At 62.1% G+C, this 17998-nt stretch carries 16 protein-coding genes; 8 read left to right on the plus strand and 8 right to left on the minus strand.

Translation table 11 applies throughout. The annotated features are described in order from the left end of the window. The first annotated feature begins 24 nt into the window (after nucleotides 1-24). The 7 genes from HBN98_RS07850 (at nucleotide 25) to HBN98_RS07880 (ending at nucleotide 8386) form a co-directional block, all read left to right on the plus strand. The gene (locus HBN98_RS07850) at nucleotides 25-1548 is read left to right on the plus strand and encodes a fumarate hydratase (RefSeq protein WP_064588944.1); all 1524 of its coding nucleotides are present in this window, start codon (nucleotides 25-27) and stop codon (nucleotides 1546-1548) included. Nucleotides 1549-1728: 180 nt separating this feature from the next. Continuing rightward, a complete protein-coding gene (locus HBN98_RS07855; RefSeq protein WP_083368077.1) occupies nucleotides 1729-1923 on the plus strand; it encodes a hypothetical protein in 195 nt (64 codons plus the stop codon). Between the two features lie 78 nt (nucleotides 1924-2001). After that, on the plus strand, nucleotides 2002-3762 hold the full coding sequence (locus tag HBN98_RS07860; RefSeq protein WP_083368076.1) for an ATP-binding protein: 1761 nt from the start codon (nucleotides 2002-2004) through the stop codon (nucleotides 3760-3762). Beyond that, nucleotides 3762-5093, plus strand: coding sequence for a sigma-54-dependent transcriptional regulator (locus HBN98_RS07865; RefSeq protein ID WP_064588947.1), 1332 nt, complete (start codon nucleotides 3762-3764; stop codon nucleotides 5091-5093). The genes HBN98_RS07860 and HBN98_RS07865 overlap by 1 nt, the downstream gene beginning before the upstream one ends. A gap of 296 nt (nucleotides 5094-5389) precedes the next feature. Beyond that, on the plus strand, nucleotides 5390-6709 hold the full coding sequence (locus tag HBN98_RS07870; RefSeq protein WP_083368075.1) for an MFS transporter: 1320 nt from the start codon (nucleotides 5390-5392) through the stop codon (nucleotides 6707-6709). A 467-nt stretch (nucleotides 6710-7176) separates the two neighbouring features. Then, nucleotides 7177-7500: a hypothetical protein gene (locus HBN98_RS07875; RefSeq protein WP_083368074.1), complete on the plus strand. Its 324-nt coding sequence runs from the start codon at nucleotides 7177-7179 to the stop codon at nucleotides 7498-7500. Between the two features lie 256 nt (nucleotides 7501-7756). Further along, nucleotides 7757-8386 (plus strand): flavin reductase family protein, encoded by a 630-nt coding sequence (locus tag HBN98_RS07880; protein WP_064588949.1) that lies wholly within the window; start codon nucleotides 7757-7759, stop codon nucleotides 8384-8386. A 6-nt stretch (nucleotides 8387-8392) separates the two neighbouring features. Here the strand turns inward: HBN98_RS07880 and HBN98_RS07885 are convergent, their stop codons facing one another. Then, on the minus strand, nucleotides 8393-8635 hold the full coding sequence (locus HBN98_RS07885; RefSeq protein WP_025112731.1) for a hypothetical protein: 243 nt from the start codon (nucleotides 8633-8635) through the stop codon (nucleotides 8393-8395). A gap of 43 nt (nucleotides 8636-8678) precedes the next feature. After that, entirely contained in the window at nucleotides 8679-9032 is a 354-nt protein-coding gene (locus HBN98_RS07890; protein ID WP_083368073.1) for an antibiotic biosynthesis monooxygenase family protein, read from the minus strand. A gap of 429 nt (nucleotides 9033-9461) precedes the next feature. On the opposite strand from HBN98_RS07890, the gene HBN98_RS07895 reads away from it, so the two are divergent. After that, nucleotides 9462-10391, plus strand: coding sequence for an AraC family transcriptional regulator (locus HBN98_RS07895; protein WP_083368072.1), 930 nt, complete (start codon nucleotides 9462-9464; stop codon nucleotides 10389-10391). A gap of 135 nt (nucleotides 10392-10526) precedes the next feature. Here the strand turns inward: HBN98_RS07895 and HBN98_RS07900 are convergent, their stop codons facing one another. From HBN98_RS07900 to HBN98_RS07925, 6 genes are all read right to left on the minus strand, one after another. Then, on the minus strand, nucleotides 10527-11582 hold the full coding sequence (locus tag HBN98_RS07900) for an ABC transporter ATP-binding protein (protein ID WP_064588952.1): 1056 nt from the start codon (nucleotides 11580-11582) through the stop codon (nucleotides 10527-10529). 13 nt (nucleotides 11583-11595) lie between these two features. Beyond that, nucleotides 11596-12444, minus strand: coding sequence for an ABC transporter permease (locus HBN98_RS07905; protein WP_083368071.1), 849 nt, complete (start codon nucleotides 12442-12444; stop codon nucleotides 11596-11598). Further along, nucleotides 12441-13349 carry an ABC transporter permease gene (locus tag HBN98_RS07910; RefSeq protein WP_083368070.1) on the minus strand — a complete coding sequence of 303 codons (909 nt, stop codon included), beginning with the start codon at nucleotides 13347-13349 and terminating at the stop codon, nucleotides 12441-12443. The genes HBN98_RS07905 and HBN98_RS07910 overlap by 4 nt, the downstream gene beginning before the upstream one ends. 154 nt (nucleotides 13350-13503) lie before the next feature. After that, complete coding sequence (locus tag HBN98_RS07915) at nucleotides 13504-14607, minus strand: ABC transporter substrate-binding protein (RefSeq protein ID WP_083368069.1); 1104 nt, start codon at nucleotides 14605-14607, stop codon at nucleotides 13504-13506. Between the two features lie 217 nt (nucleotides 14608-14824). Next, on the minus strand, nucleotides 14825-16276 hold the full coding sequence (locus tag HBN98_RS07920) for an aldehyde dehydrogenase family protein (protein ID WP_083368068.1): 1452 nt from the start codon (nucleotides 16274-16276) through the stop codon (nucleotides 14825-14827). Then, complete coding sequence (locus HBN98_RS07925) at nucleotides 16273-17910, minus strand: 5-guanidino-2-oxopentanoate decarboxylase (protein WP_083368067.1); 1638 nt, start codon at nucleotides 17908-17910, stop codon at nucleotides 16273-16275. The genes HBN98_RS07920 and HBN98_RS07925 overlap by 4 nt, the downstream gene beginning before the upstream one ends. Nucleotides 17911-17998: the final 88 nt, after the last annotated feature.

Consider the following 17998-nt stretch of genomic DNA (forward strand, 5'->3'; position numbering starts at 1 on the left):
CCGTCTTTTAGAGGAGCGCGACTCATGACCGTGATCAAGCAAGATGACCTGATTCAGAGCGTTGCCGACGCCCTGCAATTCATTTCCTACTACCACCCCGTGGATTTCATCCAGGCGATGCACGAAGCCTACCTGCGCGAAGAATCGCCAGCGGCCCGTGACTCGATCGCTCAGATCCTGATCAACTCGCGCATGTGCGCCACCGGCCACCGGCCGATCTGCCAGGACACCGGCATCGTGACCGTGTTCGTGCGCGTAGGCATGGACGTGCGTTGGGACGGCGCGACCATGAGCCTGGACGACATGATCAACGAAGGCGTGCGCCGCGCCTACAACCTGCCGGAAAACGTGCTGCGTGCCTCGATCCTCGCCGACCCGGCGGGCGCTCGTAAAAACACCAAGGACAACACCCCGGCGGTGATCCACTACTCCATCGTCCCGGGCAACACCGTGGAAGTGGACGTGGCGGCCAAGGGTGGCGGTTCCGAGAACAAGTCGAAAATGGCCATGCTCAACCCGTCCGACTCGATCGTTGACTGGGTACTGAAGACCGTTCCGACCATGGGCGCTGGCTGGTGCCCACCGGGCATGCTGGGCATCGGCATCGGCGGCACCGCCGAGAAAGCCGCGGTCATGGCCAAGGAAGTGTTGATGGAATCCATCGACATCCACGAACTGAAAGCCCGTGGCCCGCAGAACCGCATCGAAGAGATCCGTCTGGAGCTGTTCGAGAAGGTCAACCAGTTGGGCATCGGCGCCCAGGGCCTCGGTGGCCTGACCACCGTGCTCGACGTGAAGATCATGGACTACCCGACCCACGCCGCGTCCTTGCCGGTGTGCATGATCCCGAACTGCGCCGCCACCCGTCACGCGCACTTCGTGCTCGACGGTTCCGGCCCTGCCTCGCTGGAAGCACCATCGCTGGACGCCTACCCGGAAATCGTCTGGGAAGCCGGCCCGTCGGCCCGCCGCGTCAACCTCGACACCCTCACCCCGGAAGAAGTGCAGAGCTGGAAGCCGGGCGAAACCGTCCTGCTCAACGGCAAGATGCTCACCGGTCGCGACGCGGCGCACAAGCGCATGGTCGAGATGCTGAACAAGGGCGAAACCCTGCCGGTGGACCTCAAAGGTCGCTTCATCTACTACGTCGGCCCGGTTGATCCAGTCGGTGACGAAGTGGTTGGCCCGGCTGGTCCGACCACCGCCACGCGGATGGACAAGTTCACCCGTCAGATCCTTGAGCAGACTGGCCTGCTGGGCATGATCGGCAAGTCCGAGCGCGGCCCGACCGCCATCGACGCAATCAAGGACAACAAGGCCGTGTACCTGATGGCCGTCGGCGGCGCCGCTTACCTGGTGGCCCAGGCCATCAAGAAGTCCAAGGTGCTGGCGTTCGCCGAGCTGGGCATGGAAGCGATCTACGAGTTCGAGGTCAAGGACATGCCGGTCACCGTCGCGGTGGACAGCAACGGTGAATCGGTACACATCACCGGCCCTGCGATCTGGCAGCAGAAGATCGCCGAGAGCCTGGCGGTAGAAGTGCAGTAAGCGTTTCGCAGCCGTAAAAAAGGCCGGCCCGTCACTCGACGGGCCGGCCTTTTTTTGTGCCTGGGAGACGACGCACACCTTGGGCCTCAATGCACCTATCAGATCTGACAGGTGTGCGCTGCCGAGATTGTTGTTAGTGTCAATCCATCTGCGTCTTCGCCTGTGCAATGGATGTGACTCATGGCTGATCAAGACCTCAGTATCACCCCGCCGTCCATCGCCAAGAGTTCGACGATTGACACTTTCAGCAAGCGTTTGGTTTGTTCGAGTGACAGCGTCGAAAGCCTGACGCAGGCCACTCAAGCCGTCATTGGCGAGCTGGCTTATACCCGCACCATGCTGCTTTCACACTCACACCGGTTCACGGCGGTCTGATCAGGTAACGCGTCAGACGAGAAGGACGGGCAGGCCCATGCTATCGTGCCCGCCCGTCCCTTTATCCATTAGCCCAGCATGCTGCCGACTTCCCGTACTTTGCGCCTGTCGTTGTATACCCTGCTGATCATCGCCGGTGCCGTGCTTGCGGCCACCCTTGCCATCCGCCACGCCGAACGCCAGGCGATGGAGGAAGACGCGACTCGTGCCAGCCAGCAGCTGGCGTTGTATGCCAATTCCCTGCACACCCTGATCGACCGCTATCGCGCGCTGCCCGCCGTGCTGGCGCTCGACCCGCAATTGCGCGGCGCGCTGGCCGGACCGGTCGATGCCGGGCAACAGAACGCGCTGAACCTGAAGCTGGAAAAGATCAACGGCGCGGCACAGTCCTCGACGCTCGAACTGCTGGATCACACCGGCCTCGCGGTGGCGGCGAGCAACTGGCGTTTGCCCAGCAGCTATGTCGGCCACAACTACGGTTTCCGTCCGTATTTCAGTCAGACCCGTACCCAGGGCAGCGGACGCTTTTACGCGGTGGGCGTGACCAGCGGCATCCCCGGTTATTTTCTGTCCAGTGCCGTGCTGAACGACAACGATCAGTTCCTCGGGGCGATGGTGGTCAAGCTGGAGTTCCCGGAGCTGGAGCGCGAATGGCGCCAGGGCAGCGACACGTTGCTGGTCAGCGATGCGCGTGGGATCATTTTCATCGCCAACCAGCCGGGCTGGCGCTATCGCTCGCTGCGGCCGCTGGACAGCCGCGATATGGCCGAGATCAAGCGCACGCGGCAGTACGACAAGCAATCGCTGCTGCCGTTGACGCATCTGTCCCTGCGCCACTTCGACGACAACAGCGACTTGCGCCGGGTCGAAGGCCCGGACGGGACTGCCGACTACTTGTGGGAATCTCTGCCGCTGGCCGCCGAAGGCTGGACCCTGCATTTGTTGCGACGTCCGCAAGTGGCCTTCGAAGATTTGCGCAACGCCGGACTGGCCGCTGCCGGGGTGTGGCTGGCGCTGGTGTTTCTGCTGTTGTTCCTCAACCAGCGCTGGCGCCTGTCGAAAGTCCGCCAACGCAACCGCGAAGAACTCGAGCAACTGGTCGAAGCACGCACCCGCGACCTGCGCACCGCCCAGGACGGACTGGTGCAATCGGCCAAGCTCGCAGCGCTGGGGCAGATGTCCGCGGCGCTGGCCCACGAAATCAATCAGCCGCTGACGGCGCAACGCATGCAGCTGGCGACGTTGCGGCTGCTGCTGGAGCATGGCCGCGTCGATGATGCCTACAAGGCGCTCAAACCGGTGGATGAAATGCTCACGCGCATGGCCTCGCTCACCGGGCACTTGAAGACATTTGCCCGCAAGAGTCCCAGTGGCCTGCGCGAACGGCTGGATCTGGCGACGGTGGTCGATCAGTCGCTGCAATTGCTCGACGCCCGCCTGCGCGACGAACAGGTCAGCCTGGTGCTGCACCTGACGCGTCCGGCATGGGTCCGTGGCGATGCGATTCGTCTCGAACAGGTGCTGATCAATCTGCTGCGCAACGCCCTCGACGCGATGCAGGGCAAACCGGGCAAGCGCCTGGAAATCCGCCTGGAGGTGGACGAACAATTGTGGCGCCTGAGCGTGATCGACAATGGCGGCGGGATTGCCGAAGAACACCTGAACCAGGTGTTCGACCCGTTCTTCACCACCAAACCGGTGGGTGACGGCCTCGGCCTGGGGCTGGCAGTATCGTTCGCAATCGTGCATGAATCCGGTGGGCGCCTGAGCGTTGAAAATGGCGTGGCCGGCGCCGTGTTCAGCGTGACCCTGCCGATCGATCTGGAGGCGCACATCTGATGCTCAATTCGGTGATGGTGGTCGATGACGAAAGCAGCATCCGCAGCGCCGTCGAACAGTGGCTGAGCCTGTCGGGGTTCGAGGTGCAACTGTTCAGCCGCGCCGAAGATTGCCTGGCGGCGCTGCCGGCGCACTTCCCCGGGGTGATCCTCAGCGATGTGCGCATGCCCGGGCTCAGTGGCCTGCAGCTGTTGGCCGAAGTACAGCGCCGTGACGCCGACCTGCCGGTGATTCTGCTGACCGGCCACGGCGATGTGCCGATGGCGGTCGAAGCCATGCGCGACGGCGCCTACGACTTTCTGGAAAAACCGTTCAGCCCGGAAACCCTGCTCGGCAGCCTGCGCCGGGCGTTGGACAAACGTCGACTGGTTCTGGAGAACCGCGCCCTGCACGAGCAGGCCGACCACCGCGCCAGACTCGATGCGACGTTGCTCGGCGTGTCCCGTGGCATGCAGACCTTGCGCCGACAGGTGCTGGATCTGGCGGCGCTGCCGGTCAACGTGTTGATCCGTGGCGAAACCGGCAGCGGCAAGGAACTGATCGCCCGCTGCCTGCACGACTTCGGCCCGCGCGCGGACAAACCGTTTGTGGCGCTCAACTGCGCGGCGATCCCTGAGCAGTTGTTCGAAGCCGAGTTGTTCGGCCACGAGAGCGGCGCGTTCACCGGGGCATCCGGCAAGCGCATCGGCAAGCTCGAATACGCCGACGGCGGCACGTTGTTTCTCGACGAAATCGAAAGCATGCCGCTGGCCCAGCAGGTGAAACTGCTGCGGGTGCTGCAGGAGCAGAAGCTGGAACGGCTGGGGTCGAACCAGAGCATTCGCGTCGACCTGCGGATTGTCGCCGCGACCAAACCCGACCTGCTCGATGAAGCCCGGGCCGGACGCTTTCGTGAAGACCTCGCTTATCGCCTGAACGTCGCCGAGCTGCGTCTGCCGCCGTTGCGCGAGCGCCGCGAAGATATTCCGCTGCTGTTCGAAGCCTTTGCCTTCAGCGCCGCCCAGCGTCTGGGCCGTACCTTCCCACCGTTGAGCGGGGCGCAATTGAGCCACCTGCTCAGCCACGACTGGCCGGGCAACGTGCGTGAACTGGCGAACGTCGCCGAGCGTCAGGTGCTGGGGCTGGATGAGCCGGTGCAAGGCATCGACCCGGGCCAGTCGCTTGCTGCGCAGCAGGAGGCCTTCGAAGCGCAATGTCTGCGTGCCGCGCTGACCCGGCACAAGGGCGATGTGAAAGCGGTGCTGGAAGAGTTGCAGCTGCCGCGCCGAACGTTCAATGAAAAGCTGCAGCGGCATGGGTTGAGTCGGGAGATGTTTGTTCCGGGCAGTTGATTTTTTCGTTGTCGCTGATGGCCCTTTCGCGAGCAGGCTCGCTCCCACAATGGGAATGCGTTTCCCCTGTGGGAGCGAGCCTGCTCGCGAAGGGGCCGGCACAGCCAACGATGATCCACCGGCCTGAATGAGCGATTTTCCGCTCACTACAATCCAGCCATAAGCGGATTTCCGCTCACCAGATCCCGTCACCCCCTCTAAACCGGCCCTCTCCTCGTTGGCACAGCTCCTGCTATAGCCCCTGCAGGCTGCGTTCTAACGCGCTCCACAAAAACAATTAAACGAAGGATCCTTCAATGGATAACTCCAACGCCCTGCCCCTTGGGTCGGCTGCCGCGCCCGCCAAAGAAAGAACCACCGCCAGCCGGATCAAATCGATCTTCAGCGGCTCGGTCGGCAACATGGTCGAGTGGTACGACTGGTACGTCTACGCCGCTTTCTCGCTGTACTTCGCCAAGACCTTCTTCCCCGCCGGTTCCACCACCGCCCAGTTGATGAACACCGCCGCGATCTTCGCCGTGGGCTTCCTGATGCGCCCGATCGGTGGCTGGCTGATGGGCCTGTACGCTGACAAAGTCGGTCGCAAGAAAGCCTTGATGGCCTCGGTCTACCTGATGTGCTTCGGCTCGCTGCTGATCGCCCTGAGCCCGAACTACGAAACCATCGGCATCGGCGCGCCGATCCTGCTGGTGTTCGCACGACTGCTGCAAGGCCTGTCGGTCGGCGGCGAGTACGGCACCTCGGCCACCTATCTGTCGGAGATGGCGACCAGGGAACGTCGCGGTTTCTTCTCCAGCTTCCAGTACGTGACCCTGATCTCCGGCCAGCTCATCGCGCTGGGCGTGCTGATCGTGCTGCAGAACATGCTGACCACCGAACAGCTGTACGCGTGGGGCTGGCGTATTCCGTTTGCCATCGGCGCACTGTGCGCCGTCGTCGCGCTGTACCTGCGTCGCGGCATGGAAGAAACCGAATCGTTCACCAAAAAAGAGAAGTCCAAGGAAAGCGCAATGCGCACCTTGATGCGTCACCCGAAAGAACTGCTGACCGTGGTCGGCCTGACCATGGGCGGTACGCTGGCGTTCTACACCTACACCACCTACATGCAGAAATACCTGGTGAACACCGTCGGCATGAGCATCTCCGACTCGACCACCATTTCTGCCGCCACGCTGTTCCTGTTCATGTGCCTGCAACCGATCATCGGTGGCCTGTCCGATAAAATCGGTCGGCGTCCGATCCTGATCGCCTTCGGCGTGCTCGGCACAATCTTCACCGTGCCGATCCTGATGACCCTGCACACCATCCAGACCTGGTGGGGCGCGTTCTTCCTGATCATGGCGGCACTGATCATCGTCAGCGGCTACACCTCGATCAACGCGGTGGTGAAGGCCGAACTGTTCCCGACCGAAATCCGCGCCCTGGGCGTCGGCCTGCCGTACGCACTGACCGTGTCGATCTTCGGTGGCACCGCCGAATACATCGCGCTGTGGTTCAAGAGCATCGGCATGGAAACCGGTTACTACTGGTACGTGACCGCGTGCATCGCAGTGTCGCTGCTGGTGTACATCACCATGAAAGACACGCAGAAACACTCGCGGATCGTGACTGACTGATCGGGCTTTAAAAGCAAAAGATCGCAGCCTTCGGCAGCTCCTACGGGGAAACGCATTCCCATGCAGGAGCTGCCGGAGGCTGCGATCTTTTCGCTTCAACCGATTATCAAGTCAACTCGGCAACCTGCCGCTTGCCCGCCTGCGACGCTCCGATCGGTTCCTGGAGTTCTGGCCGTGGGCAGATTCGCTTTGCATCGGTGAAAAACCGGTCAGCCCCGGATGAAAAATCCGTCATCTCGCGAAAACAGCGATTAATCCCCCATTAATGCTGCCCTTGCATCCTGCCAATACCTGATCGATGACCTGCGCGGCGTTCGCTCCCGACAGTGGAAGCCTCTCAATACGCTGCCCTTAATATCAAATTAATCGATAGTTTTTAGCATTATTTTGCGCTTTTTAATCAATTTGGTTGGCGTAGCATTAACCCCAAGCAAGACACACCCGCCAACGAATCTGGAGTCACTTACATGAAAACCAAACTGATCCTCGCTTTCGCCCTGTCCGTAATGGCCGCCAATACCTTTGCTGCTGACGGTTTTGATCGCACTGGCTCGGCCGTTGCTGCCGATGGTTATGACCGCACTGGCTCAGCCGTTGCTGCTGATGGTTATGACCGCACTGGCTCGGCCGTTGCTGCTGATGGTTATGACCGCACTGGCTCGGCCGTTGCTGCTGATGGTTATGACCGCACTGGCTCGGCCACTGTCGCCGAAGATGGCTACGACCGCACCGGTTCGGCTACCTTTGCGGAAGACGGCTACGACCGCACCCAATCCGCTTCGATCAGCTGATTGCAGTTGTAAAGCGCACAGCCCGGCTTCGGCCGGGCTTAGTCATTTCCGGGGCATGACAATTTTCTCGAACCCACACAAATTACCTGTAGGAGCTGCCGAAGGCTGCGATCTTTTGATCTTGATCTTTAAAAACAAAATCAAAAGATCGCAGCCTTCGGCAGCTCCTGCAGTGGGATCAGCGTTTGACTGGAAATACGCGGTGCGCTCTTACACTATGGCGTCTTTCAGAATGCCCTCTTGAGGAACCTCAGCCATGTCCGATGACATCCACTTCTACGAACCCGCCAACGGCCACGGCCTGCCTCACGATCCGTTCAACGCCATCGTCGGCCCGCGTCCCATCGGCTGGATCTCTTCGCAGGATGCCCACGGCCGACTGAACCTGGCGCCTTACAGCTTCTTCAACGCCTTCAACTACATTCCGCCGATCATTGGTTTTTCCAGCGTCGGGCGCAAAGACAGCCTGAACAACATCGAGCAGACCGGCGAATTCGCCTGGAACCTCGCCACCCGGCCGCTGGCCGAGCAGATGAACCAGAGCTGCGCGATGGTCGCGCCCGAGGTCAACGAGTTTGAATTGGCGGGACTGACGCCGGTGGCGTCGAAGGTGATTGCGGTGCCACGGGTAGCCGAAAGCCCGGTGTCCTTCGAATGCAAGGTCACGCAGATCATTCAGTTGCAGCGTGCCGATGGCGAAACCGTGCCGAGCTGGCTGATTCTCGGCGAAGTGGTCGCCGTGCATATCGCCAAATGGCTGTTGAAGGACGGGATCTACGACACCGCCGCGGCAGAACCGATTCTGCGCGGCGGCGGGCCGGCGGATTATTTCCAGTTGGGGCCTGAAGCCCTGTTCAAGATGTGGCGCCCGGGCGCCGGCAAATAAGCGCAGTTACCAGATCAGCTCGGCGTCATCAGTGACGCCCTGCAGACGGTCCAGCTCTTGGGTCGCTGCTTCATCGGCGGCGATGGCGCCGGGGAACACCTGATCACCCAGCAGTTTATGAAAGCGTGGCGCCCCGCCATCGACCAGGGCCTTGACCGCGATGGCCGCGTGATAACCCTTGTTGCCGCCCAACTCGACGGGGACGACTGCGGAGACTGCTTCGAAGTGTTCGAACTCTTTACGTGCCATGGCACACATCCTGGCTCAGACGAATAAGCCGGACATTAAACCCTCAACCGGCGAGTTTGTGTATCGGTGCCGGGCATTGTCCGAGGGCCTGCGCCGCCGACACCTCTTTAAAGGTGTGGAAATCCAGGCTGTTGACCACCAGGTCCTGAACCAATTCGGCAAAGATCTGCATCGACGGACTGTTGAAATACGCGGTCATCGCCTGTTGATGGCTCCAGAAACCGGAGACCAGCCACAGGTCCGGATCGCACTGCGAATGCTGCAGGGCAAAGTTCAGGCAACCGGGGGCGGTGCGCGACGGTTCGATCAAGGCACTGAGGCGTACACCCAGTTCGGCGGAGCGTCCGGCGCGCGCTCGAACGAAGGCCATATGACTGACGGGAATCTGCTTGGACATGTTCAACCCTCCCAGGGAGTCGCGTGGCAGCCGGGGGACGGGCTGCGACAGGATCCAAGGTTAAGGGCCGGGCGCAAGGTGCCGTTAGTCGATTCCTGCCGTTGCGTTGCACAATCCTGCGAGACTGCACACAGGCCCGGTAATAACCGGTAAAACCCTGTCACACCGCTGTCATACGAGCTTTGTGTAGGAGCTGCCGCAGGCTGCGATCTTTTGACTTTCGCTTTTAAAATCAAAAGATCGCAGCCTGCGGCAGCTCCTACAGGGGTATTCGGCCCAAGCGGTAAGGTGGTGGTCACCGGCTGGTGGCCGGCGCGCAAAAGCGGCCATGCAGAATCAGGCAAGCATTTGACAGGATGTGTCTACCGCTGGCGCTTGCACAAACATAAGCTCTGCCTCATTCCACCTCCCTTGCCGAGGATGCCGTGCATGACGTCATTCGATCGTTTCCAAACCCCGCCCGATGCCGACATGGAGAAACAGCGCGCAGAACTGGCGGCGATCATCCGTCGCAACACCACCGACGATGGCAGCTACCAGACTGCGGTCGGCTCGCTGTTCATGTCGCGCCACACCCAGTCCCACGAATTCGCCCCGGTGCTGGCGCAACCGGCACTGTGCATCATGGCTCAGGGTCGTAAAGAAGTACGCTTGGCAGATGAGTTCTTCAATTACGACCCGCTGAATTACCTGGTGGTCTCGGTCTCGATGCCGCTCAGCGGACGGGTGGTGAATGTCTCGCCGGAGGAGCCGATCCTCGCCGTGCGTCTGGACATCGACCCGGCCGAAATCACCGCGCTGATTGCCGACGCTGGCCCGATGGGCGTGCCGACCCGACCGACCGGGCGCGGCCTGTATGTGGAAAAGATCGACAGCGCGATGCTCGACGCGGTGCTACGCCTGGCACGGCTGCTCGACACCCCGAAGGACATCGCCATGCTCGCGCCGCTGATTCGCCGGGAGATTCTCTATCGCCTGCTGCGCAGTCCGCAGGGCCATCGTTTGTATGAGATCGCGATTGCCAACAGCCAGAGCCACCGCATCAGCCAGGCGATCAAATGGCTCAACGGCAATTTCGAGCAGCCACTGCGCATCGATGATCTGGCGAAAGAAGTGAACCTCAGCGTCTCGACCCTGCATCACCGTTTCAAGGCGATGACCGCGATGAGTCCGCTGCAGTATCAGAAGCAGTTGCGCCTGCAAGAGGCGCGGCGCCTGATGCTGACCGAAGGCCTGGAAGCCTCGGCGGCGGGGTATCGCGTGGGGTATGAAAGCCCGTCGCAGTTCAGCCGCGAGTACAGCCGATTGTTTGGTGCGCCGCCGTTGCGGGATCTGGCGCGGTTACGGCTTTCGGTCTGATCCAGACATTGCGCCGTATCGACTGACGCTTTCGCGAGCAGGCTCGCTCCCACATTGGATCTGTGATCGACACAAATCCCCTGTGGGAGCGAGCCTGCTCGCGAAGAGGCCAGAATGATCAGCTAAAAATCCGGATCAAGCCCCCAACACCCGACATGCCTCCGCCGGCAACGTCACCGACACCGGATGCCCGATCCCCAAACCAATCCCCTGACACGGCGTGCTCAGCGCCGTAAATGTCACCCCGGAACACTCCACCGTGGTCTCGATGGTCGCGCCGATGTCGCGCACGAATGTCACCTTGCCGAGCAAGCGATTGCCTGCCGTCGCCTGTGGCGCAGACAGTTGCAGGTCCTCCGGACGAATCAGCATTTTGACTTTCTGCCCTACCACGATGCTGCTGCAGATCGGCACGTGCAGCGCATCACCACCGGGCAGGCTGACCTTGCCGTCACCCAGCGCGGTAGCCGGGAAAATGTTGCCCGAGCCGATGAAGTCGGCGACAAACTCGTTGGCCGGGTGTCGGTAGATTTCGATCGGCGTACCCACTTGCTGCACCTTGTGCTCGCCCAGCACCACGACGATGTCGGCCATGGTCATGGCTTCGCGCTGGTCGTGGGTGACCATGATCGTGGTGATGTTCAGGCGTTGTTGCAGTTGGCGAATCTCCACCTGCATCGACTCGCGCAGCTTGGCGTCGAGCGCCGACAGCGGTTCGTCGAGCAGAAGGATTTTCGGCCGCGAGGCGATGGCCCGAGCAATCGCCACCCGCTGCCGCTGCCCACCGGAGAGCTTCGCCACCGGACGGTCGATCATCGCTTGCAGCTGGATCAACTCCAGCAACTCGACCACCCGCGCCTGCTGCTCGGTTTTGCTCACGCCGCGCAGTTTCAGCGGATAGGCGATGTTCTCGCCGACGGTCATGTGCGGGAACAGCGCCAGCGACTGGAACACCATGCCGAAGTTGCGCAGGTGCGCCGGGGTGTGGCCGATGTTCTCGCCGTCCAGGCGAATCTCGCCGCCGGTGAGGGTTTCCAGCCCGGCGATCATCCGCAGCAAGGTGGTTTTGCCGCAACCCGACGGGCCGAGAAAACATACCAGTTTGCCTTCCGGCAAATGCAGGTTGACGTCTTGTACCGCGCAAGCCGAGCCATAGAATTTCTCGACGTTTTCCAGAATCAGACCAGTCATGTTGCACCTCAAATCAAAAGGAAACGCCGCCCTCGCCCACCAGCTTCTCCAGCGCCCAGATCAGGACGAAGTCGATCAGCACGATCAGCACGGCAAACGAGAACACGGTAGGGTCGAGCGATGACACGGTGCGGCTGTACATCCAGATCGGCACGGTCATGACGTCGATGGTGTAGAGGAAATAGGTCACGGTGAATTCGTTGAACGAGACGATGAACGCCAGCAGCATCCCCGCGAGAATCCCCGACTTCATCAACGGCACCACCACGTCGACAATCGCCCGCAACGGCGAGGCGCCAAGCATCCGCGCCGCTTCCTCGACTTCGCTGCCGATGGACAGCATCGCCGCGGTGCAGTTTTTCACCACGAACGGCAGCGCCAGAATCACGTGGGCAATCACCAGCCGTGAGGTGGTCAGATGGAACGGCAGGCTGTCGAACACCAGCAGCAAGGCCAGGCCCAACACCACCATCGGAAACACCAGCGGCAACGACATCAGTTGCAGTGCGACAGCTTTGCCACGGAACTCGCAACGGGTCAGCGCATAGGCGGCAGGCACCGCGATCAGCGTGGCGAAGACCATGGTCAGGCACGACACCAGCAGGCTGGTAGCCATGGCCTGGCCGAGGCTCAACACGTCGCTGGCGTCCGGCGACACGAAGGTGTGCCAGGCCGCCTTGTACCATTGCAGGCTGTAGCTGCTCGGCGGGAAATCGAGGTTCGACGCCCCGCTGAACGACATCACGATCATGGTCAGGATCGGCAACACCGCCAGCAGCAAAATGAACCCGGAAAGAATCCCGGCAAACTTGCCGGTGTCGCCGGGCAACAGCGCCATGCGCTTCTTGATCAAGGAACTCATTGCGAAGCCTCCAGCAGGCGCCGACGGCGGCCAGTGATGTATTCGGACAGGGTCATGATCGCCAGCGTGGTGACGATCAGCACCACCCCGGCCGCCGACGCAGCAGGCCAGTTCATCAGCGGCGCGATCTGGTCATGCACCATCACCGCGAGCATCGGCACACGGCGGCCACCGAGCAGCAACGGCACGACAAAACTGCTGGCGTTGTAGGCGAACACCAGCGTCGCCCCGGTGATGATCCCCGGCAGACTCATCGGCAACACCACCTGACGGAACACCTGAAAACGACTGGCGCCCAGCGTTGCCGCCGCCTCTTCGTAGGTGCGCGCGACGCCGCGCATGGCGCTGGCAATTGGCAGCACCGCCAGTGGAAATGCGGTCTGCACCAGGCCCATCAGCACACCGTTCTGGTTGTACAGCAACATGATCGGGCGCTTGATCAGGCCCAGGCCCATCAGCGCCTGATTCAACATCCCGCCGGGGCCGAGAATCACCAGCCAGCCGTAACTTTGCAGCAGCAGATTGACCAGCAATGGCAACAACACCGCCGCCAGAAAAATCCGCCGCAGAAAGGGCGAGGTCAGCCGCGACATGGTGTACGCCACCGGGATCGCCAGCAGCACGGCGATCACCGCGCTGATCAACGCCAGACGCAGGGTCAGCAGCAGCGACTTGAGGTAATAGGGTTCGAGCAATTGCGCGTAACTGGCGAGGCTGAACCCGCTCCACTCCGCACCTTTGGTGCCGACGCTCATGCGCAGCACCAGCAGGCTGGCGGCGATCAGCACACCGAGAAACAGCATCGACGGCGTGAGGAAAAACCACGCCCGGGCGGTCGGCGAAATACCGCGCGCCGGGCGCACGTCGGCGGCACCGACCGGTTGGGTCAGGGATTGATGTTCCATAGCAATGATCTCGTCAATGGAAAGCCAAACGACACATCCCTGTAGGAGCTGCCGAAGGCTGCGATCTTTTGATCTTGCTGTTGATCCTCATCTGCTCAGAGAAGATCAAAGGCAAAAGATCGCAGCCTTCGGCAGCTCCTACAGGGGGTTCGGGTCAGGAAGAAAAGATTTCCGTATAACGACGAATCCATTGGTCATGCACGGTCGCCAGGAACGCGTTGTCGTGCATGATCGCCTTCTCGGCAATCTGCTCCGGGGTGAGGATGTACGGGCTCTTGCGCGCTTCGGCAGAGATGATTGCCTTGGCGTTGACCGGGCCGTTGAAGATGTCTTCGGCCATCTTGCCCTGCACCAGCGGGTCCAGAGAGTGGTCGATGAAGGCGTAGGCCAGGTCGGTGTCGCCCGGACGGTTCTTCGGCATCACCGAGAGCATCAGGTCGGTGTAGAAACCTTCCTTCATGCCGAACGTGGCACCGAGGCCGTAGTTCGGATCGCGGATCTGCTTGGGGAAGAATGCCGGGGCGTACAAGCCGCCCATGTCCAGCGAACCGGTGCGAAACAGCTCAGCGATCTGGTTCGGGTTTTCGCCGAGGGTGACCACACGATCCTTGAGTTCGGCGAGTTTCTTGAAGCCCGGTTCGATGTTGTGTTCGTCACCGCCGGCGAGTTTCGCGGCGATGATGATCAGGTCCATGGCCTCGGTCCAGTTCGGCGGCGGCAGGAAAATGTTCGGCGCCAGATCGGCGTCCCACAGCGCGGCGTAACTGTCCGGTGCCTGTTTGAGGGTGCGGGTGCTGTAGACCAGGCTGTTGCACCACAGCAGGTATCCGATGCCGTGGCCGTCGGCGCCGGTGCGGTACTTTTCCGGTACGTCGATCAGGTTGGGAATGCGGTTGAGGTCGGGTTTTTCCAGCAGCCCGGCGGCGGCCAGACCTTCGGCACCAACCCCGGCCAGGGTGATGATGTCGTACTGCGGACGGTCACCGCCGGCCTTGAGTTTGGCGACCATTTCCGAGGTGCTGCCGGTGCGGTCGGCGATGACCTTGGCGCCGGTCTTGGCCTCGAACGTCGCGGCGATGTTGCGCAGTGCAGCGAGGCCGGTGTCATCCGACCAGGTCAGTAAACGCAGGGTCTTGCCGGCAAAACGCGTGTCGCTGGCACTGGCCCGGATGAAGGGCATGCTCAGGGCTGCCGCCGCTACCGAGGCGACGCCGACGGTTTTAATGAATTGACGCCTGTTCAGATCATGCTCGCCCATGAAGGACTCCCTTTGTTCTTTTAAGTATGAGGTTGGTCGCAACCGTTGCATCCGCGCGGCCGGATCCGCTGCAGGCCTTGTTTTCAAAGGCCTGCAGCACTGCCGACGGGTTCATCCTGAGGTCGTGCAATACACCTGACTATCGATAAAAACTCATCGAAGCCATGACACCGACGCATGCCTTATTGCGAGGCATGCGCTCACCTTTTTCGGGCGTTCAGAGCGCCCGGATCACGTGTTTGATTTCCTGAAACGCGGCCAGGCCCCACGGCCCCAACTCGCGGCCGATGCTGCTCTGCTTGTAGCCGCCCCACGCTGTCTGCGGGAAGATCACTTGCGGCGCGTTGAGCCACACCAGCCCCGCCTGCAGGGCATTGGCGACCCGGTCGGCGGTCTCGGCGTTACGCGTCACCACACTGGCGACCAGCCCGAACTGGCTGTCGTTGGCCAGGGCAATCGCCTCGGCTTCGCTGCTGAAACTGCGCACGCAGAGCACCGGGCCGAAAATCTCTTCGCACCACAGCGCACTGTCGAGGGGCACGTCAGTGAACACCGTCGGCTGCAAAAAATAGCCGCGCGGCAGATCCGCCGGACGATTGCCGCCGCACACCAGCTTGGCTCCGGCGCTCAGACCACGGTCGATGTGGCCGAGCACGCGCTGGTATTGCGCCTGATTGACCAGTGCGCCCATCTCGACGTCCGGATCGAATGGATCGGCCACGCGAATCGCTTGCGCGCGTTTTTGCAGACGCTCAAGGAATTCCTCCGCCAGCTCATCAGCGACCAGCACCCGGCTGGTGGCCGAGCACATCTGCCCGGCGTTGAAAAAACCGCCGCCGCAGGCCAGTTCCACCGCCAGTTCCAGATCCGCATCTTCAAGCACCAGCAGCGAAGATTTGCCGCCCAGTTCCAGGCTCACGCCCTTCACCGTTTCGGCGGCGCGCTGCATCACCTGCACGCCGACGGCATTGCTGCCGGTAAAGGAAATCTTGGCGATACGCGGGTCCGCCGACAGCGGTGCACCGACCGCCAGACCGGTGCCGCAAACCAGGTTGAACACACCGTCGGGCAAGCCGGACTCGGCAATGATCGCCGCCAGTTCCAGCTCCGGCAGTGGCGTGACTTCCGACGGTTTGAGCACCACGCAGCACCCGGCGGCCAAGGCCGGGGCGAGCTTCCACGCGGTGGTGACCATCGGGAAATTCCACGGCACGATCAGCCCGACCACACCACACGGTTCGCGGCGCAGACGTGCGCTGAAATCGTCGCTGGGCAGCGCCACGTTGCTGTCGAGTTGTGCGTCGAGGCCTTCGGCCAATTCGGCGTAATACTCGAAAGTGGCGATCACATCATCGACGTCGATCGCCGCTTCGAATTGCGGTTTGCCGTTGTTGCTCGATTGCAACTTCATCAGGTGATCGCGACCGTTGCGCACGCCATTGGCGATGTTGCGCAGGATCGCACCGCGCTCGGCACCGGTGGTTTTCGACCAGCGCTTGAATGCTTGAGTGGCCGCGCTGACGGCCAGATCAACCGCGCTTTCATCGCCGCCATTGACCGTGGTCAGCAGCGCTTCGGTGGCCGGGTTGATCACTCGCAGATGCTCACGACCGGCCGACCATTGGCCATTGATGTACAGGCCGTCGAGTGTGGTTGGGAAATTGATCATTGGGCCACCGCCTGCATCCATTGGCTCTGGTCGATTTCGATCAGGGTCGGGCCCTGACGATCGGTGGCGGCGCGCAGCGCGCCGCGCAGTTGTTCGACCGAGCTGATCGCTTCGGCGGCGCACCCCAGCGCCTTGGCAACGCCGATGAAGTCCGGGGTGTAGATGTCGACGCCCACCGGCTCGATGGCGCGGTTGACCATGTACTTCTTGATCTCTTCGTAACCCTGGTTATTCCACAGCAGGATGATCACCGGGGTGCGCGCTTCGACCGCGCTGGCCAGTTCCGGCAGGGTGAACTGCAAACCGCCGTCGCCGATCAGGCACACCACGGGCGGCCGCGCACCACCTTCGATGCTGCCGCCGAGCCACGCGCCGATTGCCGCCGGCAAGGCGTAGCCGAGGGTGCCGTAACCGGTGGACGAGTTGAACCAGCGGCGTGGACGTTCCGGGTTGAAGGTGAGGTTGCCGGTGTACACCGGTTGCGTGGAGTCGCCGACGAACACTGCATCCGGCAACTCGTGCAGGACGGTTTCGAGAAAACGCGTCTGCGCCAGTGTGGGTGCATCCCAGGTCGCGGCCAGATCATCGCGCAGACGCGCCGCCCGCACCTGACCCCAATCGTTGCGACGCTCGGCCAACGGCTGATGCGCCAGCGCACTGAGCAGCGCCTGTGCAGCGTTGCGCGAGTCGGCGACCAATGCCACGTGCGGCGGATAGTTGCGCACGGTCTGGTCGGCGTCGATGTCGATGCGCAGCAACTTGCCGGGAATCTCGAAGCCGCCGGCGAAGGTCACGTCGTAATCGGTTTCGGCCAGTTCGGTGCCAATCGCCAGCACCACGTCGGCATCGGCCACCAGTGCACGGGTCGCGACCAGGCTTTGCGTCGAGCCGATCAGCAGTGGATGGCTGGACGGCAGCATGCCTTTGGCGTTGATGGTCAGCGCCACCGGGGCGTCGAGCAGTTCGGCCAGTTCGGTGAGCTCGGCGGCGGCCTCGATGGCACCGCCACCGGCGAGAATCAGCGGACGTTGAGCGCCGGCCAGCAACTCCGTCATGCGGCGTACGGCAGCCGGTGCAGCGCCGGCGCGGTCGATATGCACCGGGATGCTGGCGAGCAGCTCATCGGCGTCTTCCACCAGCACGTCCAGCGGAATCTCGATGTGCACCGGACGCGGACGTCCGGCCTGAAACAGTGCGAAGGCACGGGCCAACACGCCCGGCAACTCCGCCGCCGACATCAGGGTGTGAGAGAACGCAGCCACGCCACCGACCAGTGCGCTCTGGTTCGGCAGTTCGTGGAGCTTGCCGCGACCGCCGCCCAGCTGGCTGCGCGTCTGCACGCTGGAGATCACCAGCATCGGGATCGAGTCAGCGTACGCCTGGCCCATCGCGGTGGTGATGTTGGTCATGCCCGGGCCGGTGATGATGAAGCACACACCCGGTTTGCCGCTGGTGCGCGCATAGCCGTCGGCCATGAAACCGGCACCCTGTTCATGCCGTGGGGTGACGTGGCTGATGCTCGAACGGGCCAGCCCGCGATACAGCTCCACGGTGTGCACCCCGGGAATACCGAACACCTGCTCGACCCCATAATCCTCGAGTAACTTGACCAGTACTTCGCCACACGTCGCCATGTCGATTGCCCTTCTTGTTCATTTGAGACACAAGGCCTTTGTGTAGGAGTGAGCCTGCTCGCGATGGCGTCTTCGCCTTCAAGATTAC

The sequence above is a fragment of the Pseudomonas koreensis genome (genome assembly GCF_012986595.1).
Classification (GTDB): Bacteria; Pseudomonadota; Gammaproteobacteria; order Pseudomonadales; family Pseudomonadaceae; genus Aquipseudomonas; species Aquipseudomonas koreensis.